The 15,975-nt window shown below is 32.3% G+C and carries 9 protein-coding genes; 5 read left to right on the top strand and 4 right to left on the bottom strand.

The annotated features are described in order from the left end of the window. Positions 1–33: 33 nt before the first annotated feature. Positions 34–1,212, bottom strand: a complete 1,179-nt coding sequence (locus EDB96_RS06615; protein WP_134139829.1) for a Pycsar system effector family protein — start codon at positions 1,210–1,212, stop codon at positions 34–36. Between the two features lie 26 nt (positions 1,213–1,238). On the opposite strand from EDB96_RS06615, the gene EDB96_RS06610 reads away from it, so the two are divergent. Continuing rightward, positions 1,239–4,970, top strand: a complete 3,732-nt coding sequence (locus EDB96_RS06610) for a metallophosphoesterase (RefSeq protein WP_134139827.1) — start codon at positions 1,239–1,241, stop codon at positions 4,968–4,970. Positions 4,971–5,159: 189 nt separating this feature from the next. Here the strand turns inward: EDB96_RS06610 and EDB96_RS06605 are convergent, their stop codons facing one another. Further along, entirely contained in the window at positions 5,160–6,020 is an 861-nt protein-coding gene (locus EDB96_RS06605; RefSeq protein ID WP_134139826.1) for a hypothetical protein, read from the bottom strand. 84 nt (positions 6,021–6,104) lie between these two features. Continuing rightward, complete coding sequence (locus EDB96_RS06600; RefSeq protein ID WP_057116826.1) at positions 6,105–7,157, bottom strand: hypothetical protein; 1,053 nt, start codon at positions 7,155–7,157, stop codon at positions 6,105–6,107. 105 nt (positions 7,158–7,262) lie between these two features. On the opposite strand from EDB96_RS06600, the gene EDB96_RS06595 reads away from it, so the two are divergent. The 4 genes from EDB96_RS06595 (at position 7,263) to EDB96_RS06580 (ending at position 13,938) form a co-directional block, all read left to right on the top strand. Further along, on the top strand, positions 7,263–8,171 hold the full coding sequence (locus EDB96_RS06595) for an ABC transporter ATP-binding protein (protein ID WP_134139824.1): 909 nt from the start codon (positions 7,263–7,265) through the stop codon (positions 8,169–8,171). 7 nt (positions 8,172–8,178) lie between these two features. After that, complete coding sequence (locus tag EDB96_RS06590; RefSeq protein WP_057116828.1) at positions 8,179–9,015, top strand: ABC transporter permease; 837 nt, start codon at positions 8,179–8,181, stop codon at positions 9,013–9,015. 15 nt (positions 9,016–9,030) lie between these two features. Beyond that, entirely contained in the window at positions 9,031–11,379 is a 2,349-nt protein-coding gene (locus EDB96_RS06585) for a T9SS type B sorting domain-containing protein (RefSeq protein WP_166669275.1), read from the top strand. Positions 11,380–11,490: 111 nt separating this feature from the next. After that, positions 11,491–13,938 carry a T9SS type B sorting domain-containing protein gene (locus EDB96_RS06580; protein WP_134139822.1) on the top strand — a complete coding sequence of 816 codons (2,448 nt, stop codon included), beginning with the start codon at positions 11,491–11,493 and terminating at the stop codon, positions 13,936–13,938. A gap of 86 nt (positions 13,939–14,024) precedes the next feature. Here EDB96_RS06580 and typA read toward each other — a convergent pair whose 3' ends face one another. Next, on the bottom strand, positions 14,025–15,821 hold the full coding sequence (typA, locus tag EDB96_RS06575) for a translational GTPase TypA (protein ID WP_057116831.1): 1,797 nt from the start codon (positions 15,819–15,821) through the stop codon (positions 14,025–14,027). Positions 15,822–15,975: the final 154 nt, after the last annotated feature.

The raw sequence follows: 15,975 nt of genomic DNA, 5'->3' as shown, positions 1-15,975 counted from the left end.
AATCCGTAAAATGAGCGTCTATATTTTTAAATTTTAAATAGATTTAAAAGCGATCACAAACGCGATTACCGTGATAATTAATCCGAACATGAAAAAATTGTAGGCAATTCGAAGTAAATTATATTTTCGCTGTAAAACCAATCCGAGATAATACAAATCTTTGATCATTGTAGAATATAAGTAATCTCTATCCTTCATCATTTCGTTCATTGCCCAATCGTAATCTTCAAGAGGCATTTTATAGAAATTTCCAAAGAACATTAAATTCACTTTTTTTGCTTCTACGTCATTACGTGTAAAAAATCCAGAAGTTACTTTTGGACGTGTGGATAGAATCGCAAAAATAATTGTAATAACACTAGACATCAGCATTATAAATGTCGGAATAACCAAATGGGCATTTTTCGGACTATCTAATTTTGGAATTATAGAGGATAATGCAATTGAAATTATAATCGCATTTACAGACAATAAAATATTAGCCTTACTATCGGCGATTCCGCTTAAACGAGTATGATTCCCAAGTGTAACACGAAATAAAGTATCAATACCACGATCTGGTTTTTCTAATTTTTCTTTCTTTTTATTTTCTTCTTCAATCGCCGCTGCCGCCTTCAACTCCTGTTTATTTATTTTTTTCTGAATTAGAAGCAGGTTTTTTTCTTTTAAAGGCTGCCATTTTTTCAATGCATAATCAGTATAAAAGCGGTGCTTATTCAATAAAAAATTCAAATTTTCTCTGGTCCATTCGGCATTAGAAAAATTTACTATTCCAGTATTTTTTAGCTCCAAACGCAATAATTCACAAGTTGTAGCGTATTCTTCTCCCATTAAATGAGCATAATCTGCGTCTCTAATGATCTTTTCTAAATGAGTTTTGGGTACGTACTCTTTAACTGTTGCCAAAATCAAACTCGAAACTAGCGCAATAAAATCCTCTGATTTTCCTTTTTCGCGTAAAAAGTCGGCCGCTATTTTAGCACTCGTTTTTTCATGATTGTCATATCCTTCAACATATCCAGCATCGTGAAACCATGCTGCAACCAGAAGTGCTTCTTTATCATCACCTTCCACATCTTCTTTTTTACACAGTTCTTTTACCGCAGAAACTACGGTGAAAGTATGGTTAAAATTATGATAAGAATATAAATTAGAAAGTTTATCTTTGAGTAAATTACTGACGAAATCTTCGGATTGTTCTATTAGATTCATAAAGAATATTTTTATACCACTAAATTATGAAATTGTTTTTGGATAATCATTTTATTGCTAAGATTAAAAACTATTCATTAGCAATTATTACTATATCATTGATCAATTCTTGTGCTACGCATAAGCCGCAATATGGCAAAAATGTAAGCGCAAACGAAAATGAAAACGCAACAGATACCATAAAAATTGCGCAAACATTTTATCTTGTCGGCGATGCTGGAAATGCCGATGAAGCACAAGCGCAGCAAACGCTTGAACTTTTACACAAAAGGCTGAAGAAAGCTAACAAGAAATCGACCTTACTCTTTTTAGGCGATAACATTTATCCGAAAGGTTTTCCCAGCGATAATAAATCGGGAGACAAAGCTTTAGCAGAAACAAAACTTACCAATCAGTTAAAATTAGCAGATGGTTTTAAGGGAAAAACTATTTTTATTCCTGGAAATCATGATTGGTACAGCGGTATAAAAGGGCTGGAACTTCAGGCTGATTTTGTAACGAAGCATCTCAATGACAAAAAAGCATTTATGCCCAGAAAGTCATGTCCAATTGAAGATGTAAAAATTGACAGTACTACAACGTTAGTAACTATTGACAGCGAATGGTTTCTAGAAGATTGGGATAATCACCCGACAATAAATGATAATTGTGATATTAAAACCAGAGAAGCGTTTTTTGATGAATTGGAAAATATTTTAAATAAAAATCAAGAAAAGACAGTTGTTCTGGCAATTCATCACCCATTGTTAAGCAATGGAACTCACGGCGGACAATTTTCATTAGAAAAACAATTATTTCCGCTGGAGAAAAAAATCCCACTTCCAATAATTGGATCTTTTATTAATTTACTCCGAAAGACATCTGGTGTAAGTCCGCAGGATATTCAGAATAAACAATATACAATTTATGCCAAAAGGATAAAAACGCTTTTGCAAAAGCAGAAAAATGTAATTGTAGTTTCTGGGCATGATCATAACCTTCAATTCATCAGCAAAGAAAATATTCAGCAGATTATTAGTGGTGCTGGCTCAAAATCTGAAGCAGCACGAGCGATAAACGAAAATGATTTTTCTTATGGAGGAAATGGTTATGCAACCTTAACTTTATTTAAAAGCGGCGATGCCAAAGTTTCTTTCTACGGAAATGACAACAATAGAGAAAAACTGCTGTTTGAGCGTGAAATTATAAAGGCAAAAGAAATTAATTGGGCTTCAGATATTCCAAATAGTTACCCTGCAAAAATTACAACTTCTATCTATTCACAGAAAATGACCAATAAAAGTTTGTTTCATAAATTTTTATTTGGGCAGCATTACAGAAAATATTACAGCATGCCAATTGAGGCGAAAGTTGCAACTGTAGACACTTTAATGGGCGGTCTAAAACCTATTCGCGAAGGCGGCGGACATCAATCTGTTTCTTTAAGAATGTCTGATCCTAAAGGTCGTGAATATGTCATGCGAGGCATGAAAAAAAGTGCAACTGTATTTTTACAATCTGTTGCTTTTAAAGATCAATATGTAGTAAATGATTTTGAAGACACATACGCAGAAAATTTCTTGTTTGATTTTTACACCACTTCTCATCCTTACGCTCCGTTTGTAATTGGAAGCATGTCTGATCAAATTGGTCTTTTGCACACTAATCCAGTTTTATATTATATCCCGAGACAGAAAGGTTTAGGTGAATTTAATGCAGGTTTTGGAGATCAACTATATATGGTTGAAGAAAGACCTGCTGATAATCATCTGGATGGAAAAAATTTCGGAAATCCAAGTAATATAATTGGTACAGATGATCTGATGACCAATCTTCATAAGGATGAAAAATATTCGGTTGATGAAAAAGAATATATAAAAGCCCGTTTGTTTGATATGCTTATTGGCGATTGGGACAGACACAGCGATCAATGGCGCTGGGCTGAATATAAAAAAGATGGCAAAGTAATTTACAGACCAATTCCAAGAGATCGTGATCAGGCTTTTGCGAAATATGACGGGACTTTGCTTTCTTTATTAATGAACATTCCTGCGCTTCGACACATGCGTACTTTTAAGTATAAAATTGACAATGTAAAATGGTTAAGCAGGGAACCTTATCCAATGGATCTGGCTTTTTTAAGAACTTCTGGAGAAAAAGAATGGATTGAGCAGGCAAAATTTATTCAGGAAAATTTATCTGACACCGAAATTGAAAATGCTTTCAAAAAAATGCCAAAAGAAGTTCAGGATGGAACTGTTGATGAAATTATAGCCAAACTAAAAAACAGAAAAAGAGATCTTCAAAAATATGCAGCACGTTATTCTGATGTTTTAAGCAAAACAGTTATGATTGCTGGTACTGATAAGAAAGACAAATTTGTATTGAATCACGATGCTAAAAAAAGTATTGAAATTCAAGTTTACAGAGTTAAAAAAGAAGGTGACGAATTACAATATTCGAAAACCGTAACAGATACTAAAACCAAAAATTTATGGATTTATGGTTTAGATGATAATGATATTTTTGAAGTAAAAGGAGATTATAAATCGAAAATTAAAGTTCGTTTAATAGGCGGCCAAAACAATGATACTTATAATATCGAAAACGGAAGAAAGGTTATTGTTTACGATTTTAAATCAAAAGAAAACACTTATAATTTAGATTCAAAAACTCAAACGCAGTTAACTGACGATTATGATGTTAACTTATATAATTATGAAAAACCGAAATATAATGTCGTTTCTGGTCTTCCTAACATTGGTTTTAATCCAGATGACGGTGTAAAAGTGGGTATCAATTTAAATTATACTGTTAACAATTTCAAACAGAATCCTTATACACAAAGACATGTTTTAAATGCTTTTTACTACTTTGCGACAGGCGGTTTAGAATTTAATTATGCAGCACATTTCCCAGGTTTATTAGGAAAATGGGTTATTGATGTTGAATCGTTGTATACAACTCCAAATTTTGCTATGAATTATTTTGGATACGGAAATGAATCGCAATATGATGATGACGTTAGCTTAGATTATAACCGTGTTAGAATCAGAAAATTTAATGCTTCGGGAGCCATAAGACATGTTGGAAGATATGGAAGCGAATTTAGCATACAGCCGATGTTTCAAAGAATGACGGTTGAGCAAACTGAAGATAGATACATTGACATTCCAAATATTGTGAATCCAAATGTTTTTGACACTCAGAATTATGGTGGACTGAAAGTAAAATATCTTTTCAAAAATTCTGATTTTGCAGCGAAACCAACTTTAGGAATGGCTTTTATGGTCGCTGCGACTTGGACCACAAATTTATCTGAAACAAAACAAAATTTTCCAACTATTGAAAGTTTCTTAGGATTCACGCATAAAATTGATCACAACGGAAAATTGGTTTTAGCAACTTATTTCAAAGGAAAAGCAATTTTGAATAATAATTTCGAATTCTATCAAGGTGCTGCTTTAGGCGGTGACACTGATTTACGTGGTTTTAGAAATGAACGCTTTTTAGGAAGTTCGTATTTTTCTCAAAGTTCTGATTTACGTTTAAGTTTGGGCAGAATTAGAAAAACAATTGCTCCATTTACCTACGGAATTTTAGGCGGTTTCGACTACGGAAGAGTTTGGCTGGACGGAGAAGATTCTAAAAAATGGCATCACGATTACGGCGGCGGACTTTGGTTAAATGCCATTAATGTTTTAACTGCCAGAATCTCTTATTTTAAATCTCCAGATGAAATAGGAAGAGTTATTTTTGGCGCGGCATATAGCTTTTAAGATAGGTTCTAAGTTTCTGAGATACTGAGGTTCTAAGATTTTTTTAGCCACGAATTACATTCATTTTCACTGATTTTTTTTAATATTATTCGTGGAAATTGGTGTAATTCGTGGCTAACTTTTTATTATCATTTTTGATTTCTAAGAAAAACTCAGAACCTTAGAATCTTAGCCTCTCAGAACCTTTTATCATTTTAATTTAAACTCATAAACATTCCCTCCTACTTTATTCGTTTTTTCGTCGGCAATAAGTAAGGTGTTGTTGTCTTTAAAAACGATGGCTTCTTTTTGAGAAAAATGGTTTAGGTTTATTTCTGTATGAGTTCCTTTGTGGAATAAATCTCCTTTGAAACCTTTAAATAAAAGAACTTTATCATGGCTCAACAACGCTACTTTTTTTACGTCAGGGCTAATTGTGGCACTCGTTAAAACACAATGATTGTAATTATTGCAAGTTTTAAATTCGCCAATTTTTACTGCTTTTTGAGTTCCAGATGCATTTTTGATTTTGTAAATAAAAGCAGTTCCATCGAAACCTTTGCTTCTGTTTTTTGTAAAAAGATAAAAGTAACCGCCCTGTTCAAAAAAGCCTTCAACATCGTAAAACATTTCTTTTTTCTTTGGAGGAAATTCGGTTTGTTCTGGATACGAAAATGAGATTTTATATTCGGCTTTAGCCAAATCTTTGTTTAATTCGCTTTTAGCAACTTTATAAATACATAAATCTTTACGTTCATTATCATTATTTCCAAAATCACCAATATAAATATTTCCAGTTTTATCTCTTGTGATATCTTCCCAATCGATATTTTCTGCATTAGAGATTGTAATTGTTTTATCTAATTTTCCTTTAGAATTAATCGCATAAATTGCATTTTTATTACCGCTGTCTTCTAAGGTATAAATTGTACTTGTTTCGGGGAAATAAGTTATTCCTGAAACTTCTTTTAATTTTTTCGGAAGCGAATAAAGTGTCTTCAAATCATTCCCTGACTGTTGCTGACAAGCCAATAAAACTAAAGACGCGAATACTAAAAAAGATTTTTTCATAAGATTATATTTTCTTCTTAAACCATATAAGTTATATCAGTCAATTTAAGAGTTGATTTAAGAACTTAAATTGGATGTTAAATTCTAAACTAAGTTTGTGTTTTTAAAATTACGGATAATAAACTCAAATGCCGCGTGCATGATATGTCCCATCGATTTGGCATTTTTAAATTTCATATCATTAGTATATCGGTACAATTCCATTTTTAATTGATTCAGATGTTCTTCTGTCGAAATGGTATCGTGACACATTATATTCAAGAGCTTTTTAATTCGATTTTCTGCTGAATGAATACGTTTGGCCAAAATCGCTCTTTCTTCATCTTTGTACTGAATTATAGAACGCTCTTCCAACTTTTCTTTGATAAGCTGAATCATTGGATAATTTTCTTTGAAAAACTGCGGGCGATATACTTTGAAATTTCCCTCATAACATTGCTGGTCAAAATCGATTGGGCGAATTTTATATACTACTTGATCAAAATCGTGAATTGGGACAATTACATAATTGTACGCACGCATATCACCCAAAAGACGAATCATACAACGTTCGTTAAACTTCACAAATTCTTTTGCAATCTGCGCTTTTTCGGTTTCAGAACAACTATCCAACAAAGTATCCATAAAAACATCACCTGGAATTCCGATAATGTGTTCTTCGATCAAAGTATCTTTATAAACCAAAAAATTGATTTTATCTGGCGAAAGAATATCTTCCAATTCTAAACCATAAATTCGAGAAGCATCTGCTTTTTTAATATAAAAATGAACATAATTATCATTAAGGATATTTCGAACTTTAATTCTAAAAGGTTTCGAATTTCCGAATGTACAATAATCAATCGCATCAATATTCAGGAACTGGATAATCTCGCTGTTACCATCAGAATGAAGAAGAGAATAAATTCTTTTTAGGTTTAAATCAATTTCATTGCGCTCAAATTCGCTGTAATATACACGAATCCAAAGAGTATCATTATCATTTTTATCGTAAACATTTATCGAGCCCGAAAAACGAAGCAAGTCATCATAAAACACAGAAACTTTAGAAATACGTTCGTATCGCTCTAAATAGTTTAAAAGTTGCAGTGTTAAAGGATAGGACGGTTTTTTTAAAACCATTAATGGCTCGCTCATTTTGAATATCTTTATTACAAATTTACGTCAATACGATTAAAGTTTGAATTTAAAGTAACAAAAATCAATTTGGCTCGTCATACTAAAAACTAAAACCAGAAAAATTTGGAAACCATATTAACCATTGAGAATCTGAACAAAAGATACGGCCGAATTCAGGCTTTAAAAAATGTATCTTTTACTATACAAAAAGGCCGTGTTTATGGCATTCTTGGCCCTAACGGAAGCGGAAAATCAACTACATTAGGAATTGTATTGAATGTTGTTAATAAATCTTCTGGTAATTACCGCTGGTTTGACGGCAATGTAGAAACGCATGAAGCTTTAAAAAAAGTTGGCGCAATTATAGAACGACCAAATTTTTATCCTTATATGACTGCTGAGCAAAACCTGAAATTGGTCTGCAAAATCAAAAATATCAATTATTCTAAAGTTAATGAAAAGCTGGAATTGGTTGGTTTGGATGAAAGAAAGGATAGCAAATTCAGTACTTTTTCGTTGGGAATGAAACAGCGTCTGGCCATTGCATCTGCACTTTTAAATGATCCGGAAATTTTAATTTTAGATGAACCAACTAACGGATTAGATCCGCAGGGAATTCATCAGATTCGAGATATTATTAAAAAAATTGCTTCGCAGGGAACTACTATTTTACTGGCATCACATTTATTAGATGAAGTCGAAAAAGTTTGTTCGCAGGTAATTGTTTTAAGAAAAGGCGAAGTTTTATACTCAGGTTCCGTCGATGGAATGTCATCTAATGAAGGTTTCTTTGAAATTTCTTCGAATGATAATGAGCTATTAAAATCCGCTTTAAAAGATCACAATGCCGTAAGTCAAATTAAGGATGAAGACGGAAAAGTTTTAGTGTATTTAAAATCAGATTTGTCTGCTTCAGAATTAAACCAATTTTTATTTTCCAAAAATATAATTTTAAGTCACTTGGTAAAACGTAAAAATAGTTTGGAAGCGCAATTTTTAGAATTAACCAAAAACACTCATCCAAAAAACTAACCAAGCCATGAAAAGACTTATCTCTATAGAATTACAAAAAATCTGGATGAATAAAGCCAGCCGTATATTAACACTAACTTATTTTATATTACTTTCTTTTATAGCACTAATTGCAGCCATAAAATTTGACATTGGCGTTTTTAAATTTCATTTAGCAGAAATGGGAATTTTTAACTTCCCTTTTATCTGGCATTTTAATACCTATGTTGCAGCTATTCTTAAATTTTTCCTGGCTATTGTAATTGTTTCTATGATGGCTAATGAATACAGTTACGGAACTTTAAAACAAAACTTGATTGACGGTTTAAGCAAAAAAGAATTTATTCTGTCTAAATTTTTAACCGTGGTTTTATTTGCTTTCGGTTCGACAGTTTTCGTTTTTATCATGAGTTTAATTCTAGGATTGTTTTTTTCTTCTTATACTGAATTTGATATAATTTTTAGTGATTTAGATTACCTTTTAGCCTTTTTTGTAAAATTAACAGGATTCTTTTCTTTCTGTTTATTTCTTGGAATTCTGGTAAAACGCTCCGCATTTGCATTAGGATTTCTTTTGGTCTGGAGTATAATTGAAGGAATTGCAAAAGGTGTATTGGCTTTTAAAATTTTCCCAGACAGTAATACTGGCGAAAAAGTTATGCAGTTTTTTCCGTTAGAATCTATGTCAAATTTAATTGTTAATCCAGGACCTAGATTATCTGTTATTAAGAATATCGGTTCACAAATGGGAATCGATACAGATATGGATTACAGCGTAAATTACTTTACAGTTTTAATCGTTTTAACATGGACTTTCCTATTTGTATATTTTTCTTACAAACTATTAAAAAATAGAGATTTATAGTATATTTGTTATACTATGAAGCATTTTAAAATCTTAATTGTTTTATTTCTGCTGTCCTGTGTCACGCATAAGACCAGTGCTCAAAATATTACTGTTAATCCAAATATCACGCCTGCAGATTTAGTTCAAAATATTTTAATCAATAGTTCTTGTATTGCTATTGAAAATGTAAGCGCTTCAGGAAATCCGTCTGCAAATGGTCAAAGTTATGCTTCCTTCACCGCAGGAACTAATTTTCCTTTTTCGGGCGGACTTGTTCTAAGTACTTCGCCAAGTCAAAATGCAGAAGGTCCTTACAACCAAGCAGATTCTAAAGGTGTACAAGTACAATCGTGGAACGGTGATAATGACTTAAATAGAGCATTGGGCATAAACAATAGCAGACAAGCAACAGTATTAGAATTTGACTTTACTGCTTTGACGAATTCTATCAGCTTTAATTATCTGTTTGCTTCAAATGAATATCAGTTCAATTATCCATGCATTTATTCAGATGGTTTTGCCTTTTTAATTAAAGAAGTTGGAAGTTCCGAAGATTATAAAAATTTAGCAGTTCTGCCAAATTTAACTACTGCAGTTTCTGCGACAACTGTACATCCTAAAATAAATCCTATTACTACTCCAGATGGAATAGTAAAAGGATGTGATGCTGAAAATGAAACTTATTTTAATGGTTATAATTCTGCAGTAAGTCCAATAAATTATGCGGGGCAAACCGTTGTAATGAATGCTTATACAGATGTAGTTCCTAATAAAAAATATCATCTAAAATTGGTTATTGCAGATGATGAAACCAGACAATATAACTCGGCTGTTTTTATACAAGCCGGAAGTTTTGTAACCCGAATAAATTTTGGACAAGATAGAACGGCTGCTAATAATAATCCTGTATGTTTTGGAGAAAATTTCGTTTTAGACACCAAATTAAGCACTTCTGATTACAATTTTAAATGGTTTAAAAAAGACGATTCTAATAATTATATACAACTATCTGGCGCCATAACTTCTACATATGCTGTAATTACATCGGGAACTTATAAAGTAGAAGCTACATTAAACGGCACAACTTGCGTTTCAGTTGGGGAGATAACAATCGAATTTACGCCAGAAATTGCCTCAACAAATACTTCTTTATTGCAATGTGATGATAATACAGATGGAATTTCAATTTTTAATTTGACGAAGACCGCTAATATTGTGAAAAACAATAATACGCAAATTATCAATCAAGGATACTATGAGAACTTAGCAAATGCACAAACCAAAACAAATCCAATTGTAAATCCAGAGAGTTACACCAATAAAGCTCCAAATCAAATTCTTTATGCAAGAATAGAGAATTCCTTTGGTTGTTATACTACTCCACAAATTGCTTTAAACATTTCTAATTCAATTATTCCCGATCAATCTCCAATTGCAACTTGTGATGGTGACGATACTCAAGACGGTTTGTACCAATTTGATTTAAATTCTGAAGTAACACCCCAAGTTTTGACAGGATTACCAGCAGGATTGATTATCAATTATTATTTGACAGCAAATGAGGCGATAACAGAAACAAACGTACTGCCGAATATTTTTAAAAATACAACACCAAATAGTCAGACAATTTATGCTCGAGCAGCAAATGGTCCTGATTGTTATGATATAGCTCCAATAGAATTAATTGTTCACACTTTTGATCCACCTAATTTTGAAGATGAAACACTGTATTTATGCAAAGGAGATCAGATAACATTAACGGTTGAGGCGGGTTTTCAAAGCTATACTTGGTCAAATGGAAACACTACAAATTCAACACAAATTGACACTGCTGGAGATTATTCTGTTATAGTGACTGATATTAACAATTGTCAAAAAATTAAAAAATTCAAAGTCATTCTATCTGAGCCTGCAGTAATTACAGGAGCCGACGTAAAAGATTTTTCTGGGGTTGATAATACGGTATTAATTCAATATACTGGAGTTGGAAATTATGAATTCTCTCTAGAAGGCTCTGTTTTTCAAGATGATCCAACATTTACACAAGTAACTCCAGGTATTTATAATGCAATTGCCCGAGACAAAAATGGCTGTGGAATATCTAATTCGTTTGTAGTCTATGTATTAGATTATCCTAGATTTTTTACTCCCAATGGCGACGGATATAACGACTTATGGGCAATCAAAAATATTGAAGAAATGCCTGATTATAGTATTTCAATTTTTGACCGTTATGGTAAATTGTTAAAACAAATGACTCAAAAGAGTTTGGGCTGGAACGGAATCTTCAACGGACAACAATTGCCGTCAGATGATTATTGGTTTACCCTTCAATTCATTAATGGAAAAAATGTTAAAGGTCATTTCAGCTTGAAAAGGTAAAGTAGAATTTTAACTAATTCTTTACTAAAAGCTTAAAACAATTTAAAAAGTAAAGCATAAAAAAATACAAAACATCAAATTTATCTTATATTTACTTTAAATTCTTATAAGATGAATTTATGTAAAACTTTACTCTTTCTTTTTTTACTTTCTACAAATATTTATTCGCAAAATGATTGCATCGATGCAATTGTAGTTTGCGGCAATTCTGGTTTTAAAGGTTTAAGTATACAAGGCGCCGGAAACGTTCAAGAAATTACAGGAGAAAACAGCTGTGGTTCTAGAGAAAATAATAGCGTATGGTTAAAAATTTCAATTAAAACTTCTGGAACGTTTGGTTTTATTATAAAACCTGAAAGTTCTGATCTTAACGAAGATTTTGATTTTTTTGTATTTGGTCCAGATGCAAAATGTACTTCATTAACATCTCCCATTCGCTGTTCTACCACAAATCCTAATATGGCAAAACTCACCTACAACCATACGGGAATGACAGCTGATTATTTTGACACCTCTGAAGGTCCTGCTGAACTTGGAGACGGGTACATCAAATGGATTAACGCAAATGCTGGAGAATCTTATTTTATTGTAATTGACAGGCCTGTCGGAATTAGTAATTTTTCTTTAGAATGGCTGGGCACAGCAACATTTGATGACGCACCAAGTATCAGTGTTCCTGTATTAAGTGATTTGAATATTACAAAATCTGACTTTTCTGGACAGGCAAATTCTTCATTAATTTTTGATTTGACAGCAAATTCTCCAAAAATAACAGGATCTCAAACAGGAGTAAAAATTACTTATCATACTTCTGAAAATGATGCTATTATTAATAGCAATCCAATAGCAGATCCAACTGCTTACAGAAACACTACAAGTCCCGAAACTATTTTTGTGAGAGCAACAAACACGATTACACAATGTTATAATACTGCTTCTTTTACAATTAAAATAAATGACAAAGTTGTTTTTCCGAATAACAAGGTTGAAGTTTGTGATGAAAATGATGCAAATCCATTCGATGGAAAAACGAAAATTGATTTTGATCAAGTAACAAAAGTAGTTTTTGATAATGCTGATGTTTCTGGTTTAACTATCAATTATTATTTAACTCAAAGCGATGCTGATAATAACAGCAATCAATTGCCAAATCTTTTTAACAGCATTACACCATTTGAGCAATCGGTATTTATAAAAGCCTTTAATAGCCAGCTCAGCGCATCTGTAGCAGAAGTAAAAATTACTATAAATCCTTTACCGCCAGTAAACAATGTCAGTCTTGTACAATGTGATTCTGGTGAAAATGCTAATGGTTTTGTGTTGTTCAATTTAAAAGAAGCAAATGCAGCTTTGACCAATAATAATCCTGATCTTGAAACTTCTTTTTTTATAAGTAAGACCGATGCTGAAAGCAATACAGATCAATTGTCTACAGAGTATACCAATAGTAGCAATCCTCAAACTGTGTTTGCCAGAATCACTAATTTACAAACTAAATGTAGCAGCATCTCTACCGTAAATTTAAAAACCAATGTAATTTCGGTACAAACTTATCTATTAGATATTGCTTGTGATGATGATGAAAATGAAGATGGTATTAATACCTTTAATTTAACCAACGCAAATATTCCTTTCACAAACACTCAAGAATTAAAATATTACGCTACAGAAAATGATGCTTTATTAGAACAAAATCAGATTCAGATACCTTCACAATATAATAACAAAGTCCCTTACAATGATTTTGCCTATGCAAGGATTGAAGAAGGAAATGAATGTTTTGGAATCAGTAAAATTAAATTAGAAGTCATCCGATTACCCGATATAGAAATTATTGGTACAACAACAAATGTCTGCGATAATGATTCTTCTTATTTTGCCCAATTAGATGCTGGAATAAAAGACATTAATACATTAAGTGACTTTGTATACGTCTGGAAAAAAAACGGTGTTGAAATATTGGACAAAACAACATCAAATATCGAAGCCAATACCAGCGGTATTTATACTGTAACAGTTTTCAATAAAAATAATTGTTCTAAAACAAGAACAATTCAGGTTGTATCTTCAAACATTGCAACTATAGAAAGCGTTGAAGTTGTCGACTTACAAATTGATAATTCTAATAAAATTAAGATAAATGTTTCTGGAAGCGGAGATTATGAATTTAGTTTAAATACTCCAAACGGTCCTTTTCAAGATTCAAATGTATTTGAAAATATAAAATCTGGAATTTATGAAGTCTATATTAATGATAAAAAGAATTGTGGACTGGTCAGTAAAACAGTAGCCGTAATTGGTGTTCCACAATTTTTCACACCCAATAATGATGGTTTTAATGATTATTGGAATATCATTGGATTGAATGGCAATGAATATAAAAATTCCAAAATTTATATTTATGACAGATATGGAAAATTACTAAAACAATTAACCACATTTGACAACGGCTGGGATGGAACATTTCAAGGAATTCCATTACCATCAGATGATTATTGGTATACTTTAAAATTAAGCGACCAGCGAGAAAGTAAAGGTCATTTTTCGTTGAAAAGGTAAATTCCAAGTAACTCAATTTTATAATAAAAAAAGAATCCCAAACTCCATACGGAATTTGGGATTTTTATATTAAAATTGAAAACTAATTAGATTTTATATCTTTTTCTATCAGTTTCACTTAAATAAATCTTTCTTAAACGAAGAGATTTTGGAGTAACTTCAACATACTCATCTTTTTGAATATACTCTAAAGCTTCTTCTAATGAGAATTTGACAGCTGGAATAATTCTAGCTTTATCATCAGCTCCAGAAGAACGTACGTTAGAAAGTTTTTTCGTTTTAGTAACGTTAACAGTCATATCGTCGCTACGAGTGTTTTCTCCAATAACCTGACCTTCATAAATATCTTCGTTAGGATCAACAAAGAATTTACCACGATCTTGTAATTTATCGATAGAGTAAGGAATTGCTTTTCCGTTTTCCATAGAGATTAATGAACCGTTGTTACGTCCAGGAATTTCTCCTTTGTAAGGCTCATATCCAATGAAACGGTGTGCCATGATAGCTTCACCAGCAGTAGCAGTAAGCAATTGATTTCTTAATCCAATGATTCCACGAGATGGAATATTAAATTTAATAATCATACGCTCTCCTTTACCTTCCATAGAAAGCATTTCACCTTTACGGATAGTTACGAATTCAACTGCTCTACCTGAAAGGTTTTCTGGCAAGTCAATAGTTAATTCCTCAATTGGCTCACATTTCACACCATCAACTTCTTTGATGATAACTTGCGGCTGACCAATTTGAAGCTCATACCCTTCTCTTCTCATTGTTTCAATAAGAACAGATAAGTGTAATACACCACGACCAAAAACCATGAATTTATCAGCAGAATCAGTTTCTCCAACTTTCATTGCTAAGTTTTTCTCAAGCTCTTTTGTCAATCTTTCACGAATATGTCTAGAAGTAACAAATTTACCTTCTTTACCAAAGAAAGGAGAATCGTTAATTGTAAACAACATACTCATTGTTGGCTCATCGATAGCGATAGTTTGTAAAGCTTCTGGGTTTTCGAAGTCAGCGATAGTATCACCAATTTCAAATCCTTCAATACCTACAACAGCACAAATATCTCCAGCAATAACTTGATCTACTTTTCTACGGCCTAAACCTTCAAAAGTGTGTAATTCTTTAATTCTAGATTTGATTACTTTACCGTCTCTTTTTACTAAAGAGATTGGCATTCCTTCTTTCAATACACCTCTTTCAAGACGACCAATTGCGATACGTCCTGTAAAAGAAGAGAAATCTAAAGATGTAATCAACATTTGAGGAGTACCTTCAGATACTTTTGGAGCAGGAACATTAGCGATAACCATGTCTAATAATGGTTCAATGTTTTCTGTTTGATTTCTCCAATCATCAGACATCCAGTTGTTCTTAGCAGAACCATAAACCGCTGGGAAATCTAATTGCTCTTCAGTTGCACCTAATTCAAACATTAGATCAAAAACTTTCTCGTGAACTTCTTCTGGAGTACAGTTTTCTTTATCAACTTTATTGATAACTACGCAAGGTTTCAATCCTAAATCGATCGCTTTTTGCAAAACGAAACGAGTTTGAGGCATTGGTCCTTCAAAAGCATCAACTAGCAAACATACACCATCGGCCATGTTCAATACACGTTCTACTTCACCACCAAAATCGGCGTGGCCTGGGGTGTCAATAATATTGATTTTTGTTCCTTTATATTGAACCGATACGTTCTTAGAAGTAATTGTAATACCTCTCTCACGCTCTAAATCGTTATTATCTAGGATTAAATCACCTGTATTTTCGTTTTCACGAAATAATTGACAGTGATACATAATTTTATCAACCAAAGTGGTTTTACCGTGATCGACGTGGGCAATAATTGCAATGTTTCTAATAGATTCCATCTGTGATTTTTAATGGGCGCAAAGGTACACTTTATTTTTTAATAAAAAACGTTTCTGACATAGTTTGCGTATATACAATCAATTAGTTAATATAAAACACCAAAATATCGCCTTCAAAATAATATTAACATATGTTTAGTTATAGTTAATTTAA

It is taken from the genome of Flavobacterium sp. S87F.05.LMB.W.Kidney.N (genome assembly GCF_004366435.1).
Classification (GTDB): Bacteria; Bacteroidota; Bacteroidia; order Flavobacteriales; family Flavobacteriaceae; genus Flavobacterium.
This window is presented reverse-complemented; position numbering and strand designations above follow the sequence as displayed.